The 19137-nt window shown below is 59.8% G+C and carries 13 protein-coding genes; 5 read left to right on the forward strand and 8 right to left on the reverse strand.

Annotated features, from left to right (window positions below):
* Together AL3_RS14630 and AL3_RS14635 are read left to right on the forward strand one after the other, a co-directional pair.
* On the forward strand, positions 1-1491 hold the full coding sequence (locus tag AL3_RS14630) for an NAD-dependent succinate-semialdehyde dehydrogenase (protein ID WP_066302407.1): 1491 nt from the start codon (positions 1-3) through the stop codon (positions 1489-1491).
* Positions 1492-1627: 136 nt separating this feature from the next.
* Complete coding sequence (locus AL3_RS14635) at positions 1628-3079, forward strand: MFS transporter (protein ID WP_066302409.1); 1452 nt, start codon at positions 1628-1630, stop codon at positions 3077-3079.
* Here the strand turns inward: AL3_RS14635 and AL3_RS14640 are convergent.
* The 5 genes from AL3_RS14640 to AL3_RS14650 form a co-directional block, all read right to left on the reverse strand.
* Positions 3076-3747: a class F sortase gene (locus AL3_RS14640; protein WP_306303036.1), complete on the reverse strand. Its 672-nt coding sequence runs from the start codon at positions 3745-3747 to the stop codon at positions 3076-3078. The genes AL3_RS14635 and AL3_RS14640 overlap by 4 nt on opposite strands.
* Before the next feature lie 15 nt (positions 3748-3762).
* The gene (locus AL3_RS18150) at positions 3763-4110 is read right to left on the reverse strand and encodes an excalibur calcium-binding domain-containing protein (RefSeq protein WP_151724084.1); all 348 of its coding nucleotides are present in this window, start codon (positions 4108-4110) and stop codon (positions 3763-3765) included.
* Positions 4111-4485: 375 nt separating this feature from the next.
* Positions 4486-5583 carry a thermonuclease family protein gene (locus AL3_RS14645; RefSeq protein ID WP_066302411.1) on the reverse strand — a complete coding sequence of 366 codons (1098 nt, stop codon included), beginning with the start codon at positions 5581-5583 and terminating at the stop codon, positions 4486-4488.
* Positions 5584-5856: 273 nt separating this feature from the next.
* On the reverse strand, positions 5857-6129 hold the full coding sequence (locus AL3_RS18505) for a hypothetical protein (protein ID WP_151724071.1): 273 nt from the start codon (positions 6127-6129) through the stop codon (positions 5857-5859).
* A 77-nt stretch (positions 6130-6206) separates the two neighbouring features.
* Positions 6207-7439, reverse strand: coding sequence for an exonuclease domain-containing protein (locus tag AL3_RS14650; protein WP_066302413.1), 1233 nt, complete (start codon positions 7437-7439; stop codon positions 6207-6209).
* A gap of 206 nt (positions 7440-7645) precedes the next feature.
* Here AL3_RS14650 and AL3_RS14655 point away from each other — a divergent pair, with 206 nt between their 5' ends.
* From AL3_RS14655 to AL3_RS14665, 3 genes are all read left to right on the forward strand, one after another.
* Positions 7646-10777 carry a DEAD/DEAH box helicase gene (locus AL3_RS14655; protein WP_066302415.1) on the forward strand — a complete coding sequence of 1044 codons (3132 nt, stop codon included), beginning with the start codon at positions 7646-7648 and terminating at the stop codon, positions 10775-10777.
* 357 nt (positions 10778-11134) lie between these two features.
* A complete protein-coding gene (locus tag AL3_RS14660) occupies positions 11135-12229 on the forward strand; it encodes a hypothetical protein (protein ID WP_151724072.1) in 1095 nt (364 codons plus the stop codon).
* Positions 12230-12237: 8 nt separating this feature from the next.
* Positions 12238-13101 (forward strand): restriction endonuclease, encoded by an 864-nt coding sequence (locus tag AL3_RS14665; protein WP_161599360.1) that lies wholly within the window; start codon positions 12238-12240, stop codon positions 13099-13101.
* Positions 13102-13222: 121 nt separating this feature from the next.
* Here the strand turns inward: AL3_RS14665 and AL3_RS14670 are convergent, their stop codons facing one another.
* From AL3_RS14670 to AL3_RS14680, 3 genes are read right to left on the reverse strand one after another with little or no spacing between them, the layout of a single operon-like run.
* Positions 13223-16264, reverse strand: coding sequence for a type I restriction endonuclease subunit R (locus tag AL3_RS14670; RefSeq protein WP_066302420.1), 3042 nt, complete (start codon positions 16262-16264; stop codon positions 13223-13225).
* Positions 16261-17406 (reverse strand): restriction endonuclease subunit S, encoded by a 1146-nt coding sequence (locus AL3_RS14675; protein ID WP_066302421.1) that lies wholly within the window; start codon positions 17404-17406, stop codon positions 16261-16263. Before AL3_RS14675 ends, AL3_RS14670 begins: the two co-directional genes overlap by 4 nt.
* Positions 17403-18971 (reverse strand): type I restriction-modification system subunit M, encoded by a 1569-nt coding sequence (locus tag AL3_RS14680; RefSeq protein ID WP_066302423.1) that lies wholly within the window; start codon positions 18969-18971, stop codon positions 17403-17405. Before AL3_RS14680 ends, AL3_RS14675 begins: the two co-directional genes overlap by 4 nt.
* Positions 18972-19137: the final 166 nt, after the last annotated feature.

Here is a 19137-nt window from a genome sequence, read left to right on the forward strand (position 1 = left end):
ATGACTACCGAAACAACCAGCACCTCCCGTACCTCGCAGGCAGCGCGGGACGCCATCGCCAAGGTCAGCACCGGCTTGTTCATCGACGGGCAGTGGGCCGACGCCGCCTCCGGTGCCCGGTTCGACGTCGTGAATCCCGCTACTGAGGAGGTCATCGCCACGGTGGCCGACGGCGGTCCGGCGGACGCCCAGCGGGCGATCGAAACCGCCGGCCGGGTGCAGAAGGAATGGGCTGCCACCGCTCCCCGGGAGCGCAGCGAGATCCTGCGCCGCGCCTATGACCTGATCATGGCCCGGCAGGACGAGCTGGCGCTGATCATGACCACCGAGATGGGCAAGCCGCTCGCCGAAGCCAAGGGAGAAGTGGCGTACGCCGCCGAGTTCTTCCGCTGGTTCTCCGAGGAAGCCGTGCGCATCGGCGGGGACCTCACCACCACCGGCGACGGGAAGAACCGGATCCTGGTGTCAAAGGAACCGGTGGGACCGTGTGTGCTGGTCACGCCGTGGAATTTCCCGCTGGCGATGGGCACCCGCAAGATCGGCCCGGCCATCGCCGCCGGCTGCACCATGGTCTTCAAGCCCGCGAACCTGACCCCGCTGTCCTCGCTGGTGCTGGTGGACATCCTGGTCGAGGCCGGGCTGCCCGCCGGTGTGCTGAACGTGGTGCCGACGTCGAAGGCCTCAAAGGTGGTGTCGCCGTGGATGTCCAGCGGCATTGCCCGGAAGGTCAGCTTCACCGGCTCCACCGAAGTGGGCGTGCGCCTGCTGGGGCAGGCCGCCGAGCATGTGATGCGCTCCTCCATGGAGCTCGGCGGGAACGCGCCGTTCATCGTGTTCGAGGACGCGGACCTGGACCGTGCCGTGGACGGCGCCGTGGCCGCGAAGATGCGCAACATGGGTGAGGCCTGCACCGCCGCGAACCGGATGTTTGTGCAGCGGCCGGTGGCGGACGAGTTCGCCCGCCGGCTCGCCGCCCGCCTGAGCGCACTGTCGGTGGGCAACGGCGCGGAGCCGGGCACCGACGTCGGGCCCCTGGTGGAGGAGAAGGCGCTCACCAAGGTGCAGGAGCTGGTGGACGACGCCGTCGCCAAGGGCGCGGAAGTGGTCTGCGGCGGATCGAGGCCGGAGGGGCCCGGCTACTTCTACACCCCGACGGTCCTCTCCGGGGTGAGCCCCGACTCGGACCTGATGAGCGAGGAAATTTTCGGGCCGGTGGCGCCTGTGGTCCCGTTCGACACCGAGGAGGAAGTCACGAGGCTGGCCAACGACACCCCGTGGGGGCTGGTGGGCTACCTGTTCACGCAGGATGTGGACCGCGGCTTCCGGATGGGCGATGCGCTGGAGGTCGGCATGGTGGGGCTCAACACCGGCATCGTCTCCAATCCGGCGGCACCGTTCGGCGGGATCAAGGCCTCCGGGCTGGGCCGTGAAGGTGGACGGGTGGGGATCGAGGAGTTCCTGGAAACGAAGTACCTGGCCGTACCCCGCTAGGCCTGGTTTGCCTGGTGCGAAGGCACGGGCTGCTGTTGCGGAACTGATTTGAGCGCGATGGGGACCGGTACACCGGCCGGATTCCCGAACTTGGCACCACCCTTGCTAGCCAAACCACTCACTAAAGGACAAACCGATGACCACCAGTTCACAGCCCACGCAAGGCAGGCATCCGGAACCGCAGGCAGTTCCCGGCTCCGAGCCCAGCACCTCCGAAGGCAAGCGCTCGCTCCACCGGTCCATCCTGGGCGCGGCGCTGGGCAACGCCGTCGAGTGGTTCGACTACGGCGTCTACGGCTACCTGACCATTTACATGGCGGTGAACTTCTTCGGGTCCACGGAGGGCGACGGCGGCCTGGGGGTCACGCTGACACTCGCCACCCTTGCACTGTCCTTCCTGGTCCGGCCGCTGGGCGGGCTGATCCTCGGGCCGCTGGGGGACAGGGTGGGCCGGCAGAAGGTCATGGTGCTCACCGTGACCATGATGACGCTGGCCACCGGCGCGATCGGCATCCTGCCGACGCTGGAGACCGTGGGCCTGCTGGCTCCGGTGCTGCTGCTGATCTGCCGCCTGGTGCAGGGCTTCTCCGCCGGCGGTGAGTACGGCGGAGCTGCGGTGTACATGGCGGAGTCCGCGCCGGATAAGCGCCGCGGATTCTTCGGCTCCTTCCTGGAGTTCGGCACCACGGTGGGCTTCATCATGGCCGCGATTGTCTGCACCACGCTGATCGCCATTGTGGGGGATTCCGGCATGGAGGCCGGCTGGTGGCGGCTGCCGTTCCTGCTGACCATTCCGCTGGGCCTGACTGCACTGTGGATCCGTACCCGGCTGACCGAGGCTGCTGTCTACACGGAGGCCTCGGAGCACGAGGAAACCACCAAGTCGCCGCTGCGGACCGTGTTGCGGAACAACTGGCGGCAGCTGCTGATTGTTGCCGGTTTTGTGGTGCTGCTGAACGTGGCGTTCTACCTGATCCTCGGCTACATGCCGACCTATCTCAGCGGGCAGCTGGGGCACAGCACCGCGCAGGGCAACTGGATGCTGGTGGCAGTGATGGCCTTGATGCTGGTGGCTATTCCGCCGGTCGGTGCACTATCCGACCGGATTGGCCGCAAGCCGCTGCTGCTAGCGGCCGCGGTTGGGTACACCGTGCTGTCCGTACCGGCGATTGCGCTGCTGGGGATGGAGAACCTGTTCCTGCAGTTCATCGGCCTGGGTGTGCTGGGCTTCCTGCTGGTGATCCTGGTGTCTTCGGTATCCTCCACGCTTCCGGCACTGTTCCCGACTGCGGTCCGCTACACCGGCTTCGCGATCGCCTACAACTTCTCCACCGCGTTTTTCGCCGGCCCGTCCCAGACGATTGCCAACCAGCTGATCGAGACCACCGGCAACCAGCTGGTCCCGGGCTGGTACATGGCCATTGCCGGTGTCATCGGCCTGGTCAGCATCCTCTGCATGCGGGAGACTGCCCAGGCCACGCTGCGCGGCGAGGAGCTTCCCGGCGTTCCGGAGTCCGTGGGGCTGCCCAAGCGGGAGTACGTGGAACTGAACCGGGTGGACGCGGAGGAGCGGCGGGTTTCGTTTTAGGAGTTTGGGGCGGCTGGCTGGACAAGTTGAGCGTAGACAACATAGTTGGCCTCCCACAGGCCGGTTGCGCTGTTGAATCCGTCGCAGGTGATGAGACGTAATTCGGGACCCTGCGTGTTTCCGTAGACCCGTTGGGTGGGGAAGTCCGCCTTGGAATACTGCTCACCGCTTGCGACGGAAAATGTTGCTACCGTGCCGTCCGCTCTTTCGACTGAAATCAGGTCACCGGGTTGGAGCTCGCGGAGCTTCGCGAAGATCCCTGGACCTCCGTCGGATGCGTTCACGTGTCCAAGCAGGACCGCGGGACCGGCATCCCCAGGAACGGGAGAGCCGACATACCATCCTGCGGGGGAGCCGGGGTCGGGCGGCGGGACTTCCACTGTTCCGTCGGGCTGTAACCCCAGTTCGAGCAGGGCGGACTGGGTCTCTACTGACGGGATAGTCAAACCTGTCGGAACGGACGAAGTGGCAGAGGTCTGCGGGTCGGGTCTGTTAGGGACGTGGTCATTGGCTGCGCTCGCTGGGAAATGGGTAGGGGACTCATCCGGGGTGATCCTTGTCGCGTCGCTGGCTGAGCCCGCCAGCAGGAGTGCAGCAACCGCGGCGAGAGCCAGTCGGCTCCCGCCGCGGTTGCCAGGCACGCCCGTCAGGGTTGGTTCCTTCGCCACGTCATGCAGGAAAGATTAGGCTTTTCTCGATTTGCGGTACAGGGCCAAGGACGCGCCAGCAAGGAGTACGACGGCGCCGCCCGCGACGAGCGCACGCGTTCCATCTGTGCCTTCCTCCTGCGCCACACCGGTGCTCGGTGCCCCGGCAGGGACATCGGCGACCTGTGGCGGTTGCCCGCCGGGGTTCGGGAGTGGCATGTCTGTCGGAGCCGGCGGCGCGGGCGTGGCGGTCGGATCTTCGCAGGCGATACCGTCACCATCCCGGTCAAGGTTCGGAGCGTATCCGGGAGCCCCCGCAGGAATGTTGTACACCCCTGCGGCGGCGGCAGCATCACAGTTTGGATAGGCTCCGGTAACAGCCATGGCCGGCGCCGCGGAGAGAGCTGAAAAGCCAACAGCGGCGGTCAATGCAAGTCCAGTCAGAGTCTTTTTCACGGTCAAACCTCCGGTAAATAGCCTTTAGGACGGGCTACAGGCTAGGAGGCAGTGGACAATGCGGGAACCGTGGTTGGGGGTTCTGACCTTGAATCCGCGAGATCCGGCCACAGGAATTGCGAGTGGAGACCACTGGCAACCGGGCTCGTCGCGGAGCAAGTTCGGCTGGCTGCGTACGCAATCGGAGCCCCTGGATTGGTAGTGATTTCCGCTTAAACGAACCACGGCCGTTGCAACTCCCAAGCCTGTGCGTTGCAACGGCCGTAGGGGCGCCGCCTGGCGGCGCCCTTTAGCGTCCCTGGTCTAGCAGGGCCGCCAGGTCTTGCCGCCGGGCGCATAGCACCGTGGCCCCGTGTAGCCCGAGGGGTTGCCCTGGGCAGGCGGAGCGTACTGCTGCTGGGGCGGAGCGACGTACTGCTGCTGTTGAGCCCGGCGGTTCGCCTCGGCCTGCGCAGCGGCGATACGCTGTGCCTCTGCCTGTGCTGCTGCGATCCTGTCGGCTTCAGCCTGGGCGGCTTCGGCAACTTTTCGGGCCTCCTCCTCAGCTGCCACCCTTTCGGCCTCGGCTTTGGCTTCTGCTTCCAGGCGCTTGGCCTCGTCCTCGGCGGCCTGCCGCTCCTCCTGGAGCCTGGTGAGCTCGCCATGACGCTCGGCGATGGTGCCCTTGGCGGTTGCCGCCCGGGCCAGCAGGGCTGACCGGTCGGCTTCGGACAACACCTTCCAGATAACGGACTTGCCGGTTTTCGCCCCGGCCTCCAGCGCATCAAAGCCCTCGTTGACCACTTTGGCTGCGGCGAAGACGGCTGCCGCCGCGGTAGCTGCCGATGCTGCCGACGTCCCCGTACCTTGTGCGGCTGCTTCCTGCACCGCTGACTCCAGTGCGGCGACCGTCCCGGGGACGGTGCACTCGACGTTGTCGTCGAACAGTCCCTTTTTCTGCTCTTCGGCCTCTTGGTAGGCCGCGTCAACCGGGGGCCGGAACTTCGAGTTCTTGCCGTAGGTGACGGGAATGCCAAAACCCTGGCGGGCAACTTCGGCATTGATCAGGCGGTCCTTGGCGTCGTAGACGGCTGCCAGGGTGCGTCCGTAGCGGTCTAACAATTCGACGTCGAAGGCCAGCGTGACCTTCCTGCCCTGGGGCAGTGCCTCTTTCAGGAACTCGGTGGCCTCGGGTCCGAGGCATTCAACCGGTTCGTTCGGGTCTTTGGTTTCCGGTGTATCGACATTCAGAAGCCGGACGGTCAGTTCCTCATTCTTGAAGTCCACAACGAGCGTGTCTCCGTCGATGACGCGGACCACCCGGGCTTTGTCGGAATTGACTGCCGTTGCGACCCCGACCGAGGTGACGGTGATGGCCACGGCTGCTGTGGCGGCGATGGCTAACTTTTTCGCGAGGATCATGCCGCGGACTCCGGGAACCGGCTGACGGAACGAAAACTGATGCTTCTCGGAGCGATTTCAAGCGCGGAGCGGTGAACTCCACTCGCAGTGCGGTGCAAGGATTCCCCCAGGTTGTTGAATTAACAGGGATGAGAATATCCGGCAGCCGGGACTTATCAGGAAGCCGTGTGCGTGGGTGCGCCGTTTACTCTCGATTGTTATCTTGTGCCTTATTGGGAATGACATCGTGAGCTGGCCCAGAAGTTGGCTAAGTCAGACCAACCCAACGCTGAGCTACGAGAACTCCGGCATGTCCTTGTTCAGCCGGAAAGTGAGAGTTCGAGGTTCGCCGATCAAAGATCTCATCTCCTCACGGCCAATCTTCAATACTCCGGAACGCTGGCGATCGGGGCCATTTCTGGGGTCATAACGAGCCAGGAGCCGTGTGCCCATGAGGAGTATTTCGACTTCACCCCTTGCATGAGGTAGATCCGGTTTCACCTTCACACCGCATCGGATTCGACCATTCTGAATGTCGACTTCTGTCACATTTTGCTCGATGTTCACGAACATTTCCTTCTGTCGTGGTCATTTTTTCTGAGGCTCGTGATGGATGAGCTTATAGCCACCGTCAGAGGCAGCTTCTAAGAGCGCGCGATGCCCAGCCCTGTGAAAAGGAAATCTTCACCGACGACTGGAATCCCGTTTTTTCGGGCTTTGGCTGCTTTGCCGGACAAGCTGTCGGGATCGGCGGCGACAACAAGGGTGGTTTTCTTGGTTACGTTGTCAGCAACTGTGTAGCCAAGGGTTTGCAGGGCGATCGCAAATTCTTCTCGTGGCCGCGTCATTGTGCCAGTAAGGACGATTACGTCCCCAGCAGCAACAGAATAAGAAGCCCGCATCGGTTCCTTTATGGCCGTAGCGGGCTTAGCAGCGAGGCCACGCTCGACAACCTCACCGTGAACGCCAAGCACAGACGCCACCAGCAACAGCTCAGCGTTCTCATCGGGTGTGATGACTCCGTCCGCCCATGCGGCCGTAACGAGTTGTTCCAGGTAGTAAGTGTGCAGCTCCATACAGCGTTGCCTCGGGATTCCAAGGCCCTCGGCGAGGCTGACCAATTCTTGTTGCTCCGTATAGGAGAGGTGTCGATCAAGCATCGCCCGGTCAAGCAGTATCAAGTACTCCTCGTCTTCCTCAGCGCCGGTAAACTCAGGCATTTGTGCGGCGATCCGGTTCAGGAAGTGAGTCTTCTCGCCTGCAGGGGCGCCTCGGAGTACCTGACGCCGGGCGGTCGCCGCCGCGACGAGTGGCCACTCCACCAAAGCAGCCGAACCCAGGTGCTTCTCCCAATCGTTTCGGGTGGGATCCATATCCAGATAACGGGCCAATAGACCCGCCGCGGCCTCGGCATCGTCTCCGGCGGAGTGGGCGGTACCCGTGGGAACGCTTAGAAACTCGCAGCAGTGAGCAAGGGAACGGGCATTTCCGAAGACATAATCGTGCGAGAGTTTCATGGTGCAGAGCCCGCTGAGGAAGAGCTCCGGAAGTGTACCGCCAGCACGGTCAAATTCGTGCCTCAAAAAGCCGGCATCGAATGAAAGGTTGTGAGCCACAAGCACGTTTCCCTGGAACCGAGCTACAAGTTCAGGGACGACTTCGACGAAGGTCGGTGCATCCAGTATTTCTGCTGCTCTGATCCCATGGATGGACTGCGGTCCCAGATCGCGCTGCGGATTAACCAACGTCTCCCAGCGGTCCAGGATCTGACCGGTGGGGGACACCGTTACGACCGCCACTTCAGCGATGCGGTGGTGGTAGCGCGGGTTGAGCCCTGTGGTTTCCACATCAACAACGACGAAATTTGCTTCCGGCAAGGGTTATTCCTCCTACAGAATGACCCCTTCGATCCCGGGGCTTTTATGCGGGCTCGCAGCAGACGCGCATATGGAACCCGGCCATAACGATACGACCCTTTTCAACCTCCGTATAACGATGTCTCTGAACCGTTACACAGACAGGGCTTGTGGGCCCTTGAGCTTGAGATCCATAGCGGTAGGATCGGAGACCGTACCCTTGTTGAATGAGCATTTTGGGGGATAACAGTGGCGTCGTTCCAGGTCTATATGAGGAGCTGCATACTGGGCGTCTTAGAGGACAACTAGCTAACTACCCGGAACTAAACCCGATATTCGATTCTGTTCCGTCCAACGAATCTCCGGATGTCCTCGCACAGCACATCGCGGAAAAGGTTCGTGATGTCTTGGCCAGCGCTAACCCAGAGGACCGGGTCATGGTCGCGAACAGAATCCTGGCGGGCTTCTCAACAGACCTGATCGAACCAGGCCCCACCCAACTCCTGTCGCTCTTCCCCACGGACTCTCTAAGACGTCGCCAACTGCGCCGCCCCTCCACACCGCTCCGTAAGCCAGCGCTCCTGACCAACGGCAAAGACGATCCCAACCTGGCCGCCGAACTCCGTGCCGAAATGGGATCGGCCAACAGCGTTGATCTGCTCTGTGCTTTCATCCGCTGGACCGGCCTCCGGCTCCTTGAACCGGCCTTGGAAGACCTCCGCGACCGAGGCATTCGAATCAGGGTCATTACCAGCACCTACATGGGAGCCACCGAGCGGCGGGCAATCGACGAACTGGTGCTCAAATACGGCGCCGAAGTCCGGATCAACTACGAAACCCACGCCACCCGCCTCCACGCGAAGGCATGGCTTTTCCGCCGCGACACCGGGTTCGACACGGCCTACGTCGGCAGCTCGAACCTCAGCGCACCGGCCATGCTGGACGGACTCGAATGGAATGTGAAGCTCTCCTCCGTGGGAACCCCGGATCTGCTGCGCAAGTTTGAGGTCACCTTCGACAGCTACTGGGAACAACCGGGCTTCCAGCCCTACGACCCGGAGACCGACGGCGACCGGCTGAACGCGGCACTGGCCCGCAATGGCGGCCGCACTACTGCCCGCCCGGACAGCACCACAGGACTGGAGATCCAGCCGTATCTGCACCAGCAGGAAATGCTGGAGAACCTCGAAGCGGCACGCACGGTCAACGACGAGCACCGGAACCTGCTTGTGGCAGCAACCGGGACCGGCAAGACCGTCATCGCGGCGCTGGATTACAAACGGCTCTGCGAACGCGAAGGCCGCGACCTGACGCTGCTCTTCGTTGCCCACCGCCAGGAAATCCTTAAGCAGTCGCTGCGGACCTATCGGGATGTGCTGCAGAAGGGCTCTTTCGGCGAACTATGGGTGGGTGACCACAAACCCGCCCAGTTCAAAAACGTCTTTGCGAGCGTTCAGTCACTTTCGGCGCTGGGAATGGAGAATATCGCGCCGGACCAGTTCGACGTCGTCGTCATTGACGAGTTCCACCATGCCGAAGCCCAGACCTACCGCCGGCTCCTGGACCAGCTGCGTCCGCAGGAACTGCTGGGCCTTACGGCCACCCCTGAGCGCGGCGACGGCGTGAACGTTGCGGACCAGTTCTTCGAGGGCCGCATTGCCGGTGAGCTGCGGCTGTGGGATGCGCTCGACGCCGATCTGCTGGTGCCGTTCCACTACTTTGGCGTGGCTGACAACGTCGATCTGAGCCAGGTCGAATGGAAGCGCGGCGCCTATGACACCACCCAGCTGGACGCGCTTTATACGGGTAACGATGCCCGTGCCGCCAAGGTCATCAGCGAACTCCGGGACAAGGTCACGTCCACCAGTGACATGCGTGCCCTGGGCTTCTGCGTGTCCGTGCAGCATGCCCATTACATGGCGGAGGTTTTCAACCGTGCCGGCATCACTTCCCAGGCGGTCTCCGGCGACACGCCTGAGGCGGAACGTGCGGAGGCGCTGCGGCGGCTGCGCACCCGGGAACTGAACTGCCTGTTCGCCGTCGACCTCTTCAATGAAGGACTCGACCTGCCGGAGATCGACACGATTCTGATGCTGCGGCCCACGCACAGCGCGACGGTGTTCCTCCAGCAGCTCGGCCGGGGACTCCGGCGGGCGAAGGACAAAGCCGTGCTGACGGTGCTGGACTACATCGGCCAGCAGCGCCGCGAGTTCCGGTTCGATGCCAAGCTGCGGGCGCTGACCGGGCTGCGCCGGAAAGCACTGGAGAAAGCTGTGGAGGAGGGCTTCCCGTTCCTGCCCTCGGGGTCGCAGATCATTCTGGACCGGGTGGCGCAGCAGACGGTACTGAACAACATCCGGGAACAGCTGCGCGTCAACCGGAAGCAGCTCGTGGCTGAAGTCCGATCCTACGGGGAGCACCTACTGGAGGACTATCTCCGGGAGTCCGGGCGGGACCTGCCCGACGTGTACCGCAAGACAGGCGATTCCTGGACGTCTCTGATCCGGGAGGCAGGGCTCGTGGATATCGGCTATGCCGACGACGCTGTGCTGGCGTCTGAGCGAGGAGAGTCGCCGTTCGAGGAGGATCTGCTTCGGCGGATGACGGCGATGCTCTGCATCGATGACCCTGAACGGGCGGACACCTACTCGCGACTCATGTCCGACGGCGCGCTTCGGTACGAGGAGCTCAGCGCCCGTGAGCAGACGCTGGCGCGGATGCTGTTCTTCGCGCTGTGGCCCAGCGGGGGAGGGTTCGCGTCATACGACGAGGGACTCGATGTTCTGCGGAGTTACCCGTTGGTCTGTGCGGAGATCCGGCAGCTGGCTGCCCTGGGGGTGCAGCGATCACGGTATGCCCCGAAAGGTCTTGGTCTGGGACTGCAGCAGATGCCGCTGTACTCGCACGCCACCTACCGGCGGGAGGAAGTCCTGGCCGCGTTGGGGTACTTTGCGCTGGGCGGCAAGACCAGCCACCGCGAAGGCGTCGCTTGGTGTGCGGAGATGAAGACCGATGCGTTCTTCGTGACCCTGGAGAAGGACGAAAAGGAACGCGCGGCGTCGATCATGTACAGGGACTATGCGATGAGTCCTGAGGTGTTCCACTGGGAGTCGCAGAACGCGGCGTCTCCCGAAAGCACGACCGGCCAGCGGTACATTAACCACAAGTCTCTGGGGTCGAAGGTTCTGCTCTTCACCCGGCCCCGGCAGCGGGACGAGAACGGGATGACGATGCCGTACACCTGCATCGGGCAGCTGGACTACATGTCTCATTCCGGGTCGAAGCCGGTGGCTATTGTGTGGAAGCTGCACCGGGCGATGCCGGCGGATGTCTATGTCGAGGCTAGTGCTGTGGCGTAATAGCGCCCAGGAGACATTTTCCTCTGTGGGTGCGACATCTGAGCTCCCCGGCAAAATGGGTAGCTAGCACCGGATCGTAAGCTAATGTTTCTTCGATTCGTTCGCCAATGTGGAACGACAGGCATTGCCGGCCAGCAATGCCACCTCGGATTTGCATGACCTAGACGTGGGGCCGGTGAGCGGACCGCTGCTTTTGCTGTTCGATTGCTCGCTAGTTTTCCAGTGCACGTGGATGCTCCACGTGTGATCCTGGAACGGAGAATCGAGTAACGACACGCGTGCGCTTAAATCTTGTGGCCTGTCGTTATTCCAATATGCTAGGAAGGTCATCCATGACCGAATAAGGGGAAAACAATCTTGGAAACTTATGAACCGCTTAGTGTCCAGCTGAGCCAATTATTACTTGACCCCAATAACTACAGATTCAAGGGAGAAGCAGGCAGGCCATTAGTTGCGGATAAAAAATTTATCGATCCGACAGTGCAGCTGAAAACAAGCGAACGATTGGTTCGGGACGGCGTGTCCGACCTTAAGAAGTCGGTCCTGTCCAACGGATACCTGCCAGTGGAACGAATTGTAGTTAAAAAGTACGACCATAACCCAAAGGATGAGCAGTTTTACGTCGTCCTAGAAGGGAACCGTCGGGTAGCCACCTTGCGAGAGATACAGAAAGACGGAGAATCTGGGGTTGAGATCCCAGACGGAGTCGTCGCGACTCTCGAGAAAGTCCCTGTGATTCTGTTGACCACGGATGACCCAAGCGCTTACCTAACAATAATGGGAGTACGGCATGTGGGAGGAATTAAAGAATGGGGTGGATACCAAAGCGCGAAGCTCGTCTTCGAGCTTCGAAATGACCACTCGTTGACAACACAGCAAGTGGCTTCCAAGTTGGGGCTGAGCGCCCTGGAAGTGAATCGCCGCTTCAGAGCATTTCAAGCGGTAGAAGAGATGCGCCTGAACGAGGACTACGGTGACTACGTCACGACGGAGCTCTATCCCCTATTCCATGAAGCCCTATCGACTCCTAAAGTTAGGACATGGTTGGGATGGAACGAGAACGAAAGCAGGACCGAAAACGAGGAGCATCGAAACGTTTTTTACTCACTGATTTCCCCCCATCATGATGAGGACCAGAAACAGAGACCGCCAAAAATTATCTCGTACTCTCAGGTTCGTGAGATGAAGTCCCTGTTGGACAACGAAGAGGCTTACGAATCTCTGCTCGACCCGGATAAATCCTTTAGCGATGCTGTGGCCCTCGTGAAGGCCGATCAGGCGTCACGTGACTGGATCTCCAAAGTGAAGGCGGCAAGTAAATCACTGGAACATGTTGGGATCATGCAAATCAAGAATCTAGCAGACAGAGAAGTTGCGCAGTTAAAGGAACTTCGTCAGGTGACTGAGTCGATTCTGGAGACCCACGAGGCCTCAGTTCTAAAGTCGCGATGACGAGGGGTTTGCGCCAGAAAGTCGTCCAGTACATAGCGTTGTCGTGGCCACTGGACGCAGCCCCGCAGCGGTTGGAGGAGATCATATATCAGGTCGCTATTGATCGTTTTGGAACCGCAGAGGCGCTTGCGGCGGAGTTTGCCGAGAGTCATACGGGGCAGGCGAAAACAGAGCTGACGGAGACACTCACCCTAGCGGACCAGCGTGCGTTGCCGTGCAGGTTCGCTTTCAATGAGAAATCTAGCGGGTACCTTCAAGGAAGCTCGTTCATTCAGGTAGGCGATGACGAGTCAACTCGACGAGCCAAAGAAAGGCGTTTGCACTACGATTCTTACGAGGAATTCCTGAAGAATTTGCGGTGGGAGGAGTTTGAAGCCTGTTGCCGCGGCATTCTCGACCAACTGGGTTGTCCTGCTCCCAAACTGACCGCTCTTAGCGGTGATCAGGGTATCGATTTCTTTGGCCAGCTATCACTCCGCGCTCGACTCGGTAATGAAAGTGTTCTGCCCAGTGTGGACTCGATGTTGAATGTCTGGATGGTTGGTCAGGCGAAACATTACCAAAAAACTCAGGTCTCTACACCTGATCTTCGAGAACTCGTCGGCTCGGTTCAACTTGCGCGGGCTAAGGCTTTTGCCGATGGCGGCGTCGCTCTTCGAGACCTTGACATGAAGGTATGCGACCCTGTTTTTTATTTATTTTTTACAACTGGGACAATAAGCCGCGACGGTTATCGTCTGTTGGATACAAGTGGGATGATAAGTATGAATGGAGCCCAAATTGCTGCATTTCTGGCCGACAATGGTGTAGGCATGATTGACGGTGTCTTTGAAACAGCCACGGCGAGTGCTTGGATAAATCGATACCGATAACAAGTTCTTGCTCTTTAGTGATGGCTATCATCGGTTCTAGACCTAGCGATCGACATTACCGGTCGGGGATGTCCGAGTAGATCAGGCTCAGGAAACGGACTCCCTGACGAAGAGCTTCCGGTTAGTCACTCCTGACTGTGCTGAGCCCAAAGAACCGGTCAAAGTACTCGCCGAGTTTCCCCAGCACGCGCTGCTTCTTCTCACCGAGCCCGCCGGTGGGAGCGAAACGCGACACCGGTGGCAGGACCTTGGTGAGCGCTGGACCCGCGACTTGGATGCTGCCGTCGCTAAAGGCCATGTCGATGAACGTCCGCGTGGCATCCGCGCGGAGATTCTCAGCCTCGATGATCTTCTCGAGCTCGCTTTCGCGGCGTTCGTTGATGAAGGCCTGCCAGTCCTCATCGATTTCACCGGTGATCGAAACCCGATCAATGAACGCTTCCACCAGGTCCTTCTTGTTGCGCAGGGTCGGACTGGCATCGACGGCACGGGTGATTTCGGCCCGGATCTCCTTGTCCTCGCCATCCCCGCGCTGCTCGCGGTATTTCTGGACGAGCACGAGGATGTAGTCAACGTTGATTTCGACCTGCTTGATCAGCTCAATTTCGAAGACGACATCGTCGTTGATTTTCTCCTTGTCCGCAGTCTTTTCCTTGCGGAACTCCGCATACAGATCCAAGTAAACGCTGCGGTAGTCCTGGCCCTGACGGTCCGTGAGGATCTCGTTGCCGGTGAACTCATCAAAGGAGGTGAGAATGTTCTGCAGGCGCAGGATCGCACCGAACAGAGCAATGAATTCCTTCTGGGCTGATTCTCCGGTGATCGGCGACCCGAGGGGATAGGCAGCGAGAAGCTCGTCCACTTTCTCCTGGTATTCGCTGTAGTACTCCGGGTACGGCTTCAGGAGGACGACGCCGCGCGCATCCTTGTTGCCGAACAGCGCAATTGCGTCGTTGGTCTGCTCCTCGAGGTCCCGGAAGGAGACGATACTTCCGTACGTCTTCACCGAGTTGAGGATCCGGTTGGTCCGGGAGAAAGCCTGTATGAGCCCGTGGGCTCGGAGATTCTTATCCACGAACAGGGTGTTCATCGTCGTGGCGTCGAACCCGGTCAGGAACATATTGACGACGATGACGAGGTCGATCTCCCGCTGCTTTAGCCGGAGCGACAGATCCTTGTAGTAGTTCTGGAACCGGTCGGCAGTGGTATCGAACGAAGTGCCGAACATCGCGTTGTAGTCGGCGATGGCGTCTTCTAGAAAGGACCGAGCATCATTGCTCAGGTGTCCTGTATCGAACTCTTCTTCATCGAGCGCGCCGTCTTCCACAGCGTCGTTCGCGCCATAGGAGTAGATCAGGCCGACCTTCAGCTTCCGGTCCGAAGGGAGATCCTTCTGCTGGGCCTGGAACTCCTGGTAGTACCGTCGTGCCGCCGGAATTGACGCCGTCGCGAAGAGCGCATTGAATCCGCGGACTCGCTTCTCGCCCAGTGTGTAGGCCTCGGCGCGTTTTGTCTTCTGGTCGAAGTGTTCGAGGGTGTACCCCACGATCTTGCGGACCCGCTCCGGGGCAAGCAAAGCCGTTTCAGTGTCGATCGCGGAGACCTGCTTGTCGGCCACATTGCCGACCCTGACCGTATTTACGTAGTCGATGCGGAACGGCAGGACATTCTTGTCCGTGATTGCATCCACGATGGTGTAGGTATGCAGCTTCTCGCCGAACGCCTGCTCGGTGGTCCGCAATTTTGGGTTTCCGCCACTGCCGGCGTTCTCGGCAAAGATCGGCGTCCCTGTGAAGCCGAACAGGTTGTAGCGCTTGAAAGCTTTGGTGATGGCGGTGTGCATGTCGCCGAACTGGGAGCGGTGGCACTCGTCGAAAATGATAACCACGTGCCCGTTGTAAATGGCGTGGCCCTTGTTGGCGTTGATGAAGGTCGAGAGCTTCTGGATTGTCGTAATGATGATCCGAGCGCCGGGGTCCTCGAGCTGCTTCTTCAGGACAGCCGTCGACGTATTCGAGTTCGCTGCACCCTTCTCGAATCGGTCGTACTCCCGCATCGTCTGGTAGTCGAGGTCCTTGCGGTCGACGACGAACAGCACCTTGTCCACCGACGGCATCTTTGATGCCAGCTGGGCTGCCTTAAACGATGTAAGCGTTTTGCCCGAACCGGTGGTGTGCCAGACATAGCCGCCAGCCGCAGTCGTACCGAGCTGTTTGTAGTTAGCGGAGATCTCGATCTTCTGAAGGATCCGCTCGGTCCCGACGATTTGATACGGGCGCATGACCAGCAGCATGCGGTCGGCCGTGAGCACGCAGTATTTGGTCAGAATGTTCAGCAGCGTGTGCTTGGCGAAGAACGTCTTGGCGAAGGCCGTCAGGTCTTGGATGGGCTTGTTCTGCGCGTCGGCCCACCACGAAGTGAATTCGAAGGAGTTCGATGTTTTGCGGACGCGCTTCTTGCCCGTCATCTCGTTGATGTGCTGGCGGCGAGTGGTGTTGGAATAGTACTTGGTCAACGTGCCGTTGGAGATGACGAACAGCTGAACGTACTCGAACAGGCCGGAGCCTGCCCAGAAGCTGTCGCGCTGGTACCTGTCGATCTGGTTGAAGGCCTCGCGGATATCCACGCCGCGGCGCTTGAGCTCGATGTGGACCATGGGCAGACCGTTGACCAGCACAGTGACGTCGTACCGGTTGGCATAGTTGCCGCCGCTCCCTCCTTGGGGAGTCTCATACTGGTTGATGACCTGCAGCCGGTTGTTGTGAACGTTCGGCTTGTCCAGCAGCAGAATGTTTTTGACCGATCCGTCATCACGGGTCAACAGCTGAACATGATCCTCCTGTATGCGCACCGTCTTCTCGACAATGCCTTCGTTTGCTCCTGCCAGGCGCTGGGTGAAGAACTGCTCCCACTCGGTGTCCGAGAACGTGATGTGATTCAGCGTTTCCAGCTGGGCCCGGAGGTTGGAGGTGAGCTGCGCCTCGGAAGTGATGGGCAGATACTCATAAGCCTGCGACTCAAGGAGCCGGATCAGCTCGCGTTCGAGGTCTGACTCGGACTGGTAGGCGCTCTCGGCTTTCGCATCAGGAATGTACTCAGCAACCACCGTGCTTTCGTTCGACGCAGCTATCGGATCGTACTTACGCGGAGTCGCCTCGCTCATACAGCCCGCTCTTTAAAGGTGAGCAGCTGGTCGCGGTAGTACTCGTACTGTTTGCGGCGCGCTGCCAGCTCGGCGGGGAGACCGATACTTAGGTCGTTCAGGAGGATGCCGAACACATCGAGAATTTCGACAATACGTTCCTGTTCCTTCTTTGGCGGAACAGCAAGAGTGATCTGACTAAGCCCCTCACGCGATAACCGCTTCACCTTAGCCCGTGAGACAAACTTTCCTTTTTGAGAATGAAAGGCTTGAGTCTGCAAGTAGTACGATACAAATTTTGGGTTCAATGGATGACGATAGAGGAAACAGTCATCGTGAATCGCCACATCAGTGTCCCCAAGCCATGCGACAGCCTTCCCGACGTCTTCGACGGTCTCGCCCACGGCAGCAAGTATCACATCCTTGGGCTTCGCAAGCCGGAGTTGTGAAACCATGTTTTCAGGCAGGTGCGTGATAGTTGATGTGGTTGAAGTTCCATAAGACGTGTATATTTCGCCATAATGGATGCAGGGAATTCCACTTTCCGTGAAGTCGTTTTTGATGAAGCGTCGACCACGAATAAACTCTCCAACTTCGCCCATGGGCAGCCACTGGAAATCCTTGCCATGGCCCGCGATTAGGGAATCGCGGTAGTGCTCATATTGTCTGCGGCGGGCTTCCAGCTCGGCTTCCAGTTCTGATTCCAGCTGGGTGAACTGGTCCAGTATTCGCACAATCTCCTGCTGAATCTCCAGCGGCGGGACCGGTACGCGTAGCTGGTTCAATACTGACTGGGTCAAGCTGGGAATGCCACCGGCTTGGTTGAGCTCTTCCAGATGCTGGGTTGACAGGTGGTAGTACAGAAATTTGGGGACTATTCGCTCGCCAATTTCTGTATAAAAAATTGTATCCACGGTCCAAAAGGGGACGTCTACGTAATAGAGCTTTTCCAGTGACCCCTTGCGCGGAATCAGCACTGATGGTCCCAGGTGGGCAGCTGTATCAACGTGACGCATCACGCCTCCCGTTCCGTACACAGGAACGGTCCCTTCTCCAAGCGCCTTGTAGTCTCTTCCGTTTCGAATGCGTACAAGGTCACCAAGCGCGGCGAACTGAACCCCGTCAGGGCAAAGCTCTGCGATCAGGTCGTCGATCCGGCTCATTTGCTACCTTCCAGGTCAGCCACGATGGCGTCAATGGAGGTGCGGAGTTCCTGTTGTCGGGCGACGATTCGCTGGATTTCGGCGTTGAGTTCGGTGATGTCGATGACTTCGCGGGTGTCTTCGGCTTCGACGTAGGAGGAGACTGCAAGGTTGTAGGCGTTGGCTGCGATGTCTTCGTTTGCTACGAGTTTCGCGAAGTGGTCCGCGTCTTCGCGGGCGATGAATGCGTCCAGGATAGTCCGTTGGTTCGTTGAGGTGAGTTTGTTCTTGTTCCCGCCGCGGACGAATTCTTTGGAGCCGTCGATGAAGAGGACGGCATTGTCATTCTTGGATTTCTTGAGGACGATGATGCAGGTCGCGATGGTGGTGCCGAAGAACAGGTCCGGCGGCAGCTGGATCACGGCGTCGACGTAGTTGTTATCGATCAGGTATTTGCGGATCTTCGCTTCAGCACCGCCACGGTAGAGCACCCCGGGGAACTCGACGATCGCCGCGGTGCCGTTCACCGCCAGCCAAGACAGGATGTGCATGGTGAAAGCCAGATCGGCCTTGGACTTCGGGGCGAGTACACCTGCGGGGGCGAACCGGGGGTCGTTGATGAGCAGCGGGTTCGCGTCGCCTTCCCATCGGATGGAGTAGGGCGGGTTGGAGACGATCGCTTCGAAGGGTTCATCATCCCAGTGCGCGGGGTCCAGGAGGGTGTCGCCGTGGGCGAGGTTGAACTTCTCGTAGTTCACGTCGTGCAGGAACATATTGATGCGGGCAAGGTTGTAGGTGGTCAGGTTGATTTCCTGGCCGTAGAACCCCTGGCGGACGTTTCCCTTGCCCAAGATCTTGTCGAACTTCAGCAGCAGCGAGCCCGAGCCCACCGCGGGATCGTAAACCTTGTTGACCTGTGTTTTGCCCACGACGGTGATGCGGGCCAGGAGTTCGGAGACTTCCTGCGGGGTGTAGTATTCCCCGCCGGACTTCCCTGCGCTGGAGGCGTACATCTGCATCAGGTACTCGTACGCGTCACCGAACAGGTCGATGGAGTGGTCCTCGAAGTTCCCCAGCGGCAGGTCTCCGATGGCGTCCAGGAGCTTGACGAGCTTCTCGTTGCGCTTGGCTACGGTATTGCCAAGTTTGGAGCTGTTGACGTCCAGGTCGTCGAAGAGACCTTTGAGGTCGTATTCACTGTCATGGCCAACGGCGGAGCCTTCAATGTTCTTGAATATCCTCGCCAGGGTCTCGTTCAGGTTCTCGTCGTTTGCAGCGTGCTTGCGGACGTTCTGGAACAGCTCCGAGGGCAGGATGTAGAAGCCTTTGTCCTGGACGGTGACCTCCCGGCCGAACTCCGCCTGCTCGTCGGGAAGAGTGGAATAGTCAAAGTCGGTGTTGCCGGTGGCTCGTTCGCCCTCGTTGATGTAGGCGGTGAGGTTCTCGGAAATGAACCGGTAGAAGAGCATGCCGAGCACGTAGCTTTTGAAGTCCCACCCGTCCACTGAGCCTCTCAGATCGTTTGCGATGCGCCAGATAGTTTTGTGCAGCTCGGCGCGCTGTGCTTCTCGAGTGGTGGGACTCATAACTTGCTATCTCCTGAACGCTGCAAACGGGCTGTCAACCATGTTCGGTTGCCCTCCTCCATGTTATCGAGGAGCACCGACACTCACATGGAGGCCCGCTGGGCAGTAGGTAACGTGTTTAGCGGGGCACTATCTGCCCCTTGTATCTCTGAGATATATCTGTAGC

The organism is Arthrobacter luteolus NBRC 107841 (assembly GCF_001552075.1).
Lineage (GTDB): Bacteria > Actinomycetota > Actinomycetes > Actinomycetales > Micrococcaceae > Arthrobacter_B > Arthrobacter_B luteolus.

What these genes read in the sequence shown, in the direction of transcription:
- AL3_RS14630 (WP_066302407.1), top strand. Translation starts at nt 1, where the DNA reads ATGACTACCGAAACAACCAGCACCTCCCGTACCTCGCAGGCAGCGCGG.
- AL3_RS14635 (WP_066302409.1), top strand. Translation starts at nt 1,628, where the DNA reads ATGACCACCAGTTCACAGCCCACGCAAGGCAGGCATCCGGAACCGCAG.
- AL3_RS18150 (WP_151724084.1), bottom strand. Translation starts at nt 4,110, where the DNA reads ATGGCTGTTACCGGAGCCTATCCAAACTGTGATGCTGCCGCCGCCGCA.
- AL3_RS14645 (WP_066302411.1), bottom strand. Translation starts at nt 5,583, where the DNA reads ATGATCCTCGCGAAAAAGTTAGCCATCGCCGCCACAGCAGCCGTGGCC.
- AL3_RS14655 (WP_066302415.1), top strand. Translation starts at nt 7,646, where the DNA reads ATGAGCATTTTGGGGGATAACAGTGGCGTCGTTCCAGGTCTATATGAG.
- AL3_RS14670 (WP_066302420.1), bottom strand. Translation starts at nt 16,264, where the DNA reads ATGAGCGAGGCGACTCCGCGTAAGTACGATCCGATAGCTGCGTCGAAC.
- AL3_RS14675 (WP_066302421.1), bottom strand. Translation starts at nt 17,406, where the DNA reads ATGAGCCGGATCGACGACCTGATCGCAGAGCTTTGCCCTGACGGGGTT.
- AL3_RS14680 (WP_066302423.1), bottom strand. Translation starts at nt 18,971, where the DNA reads ATGAGTCCCACCACTCGAGAAGCACAGCGCGCCGAGCTGCACAAAACT.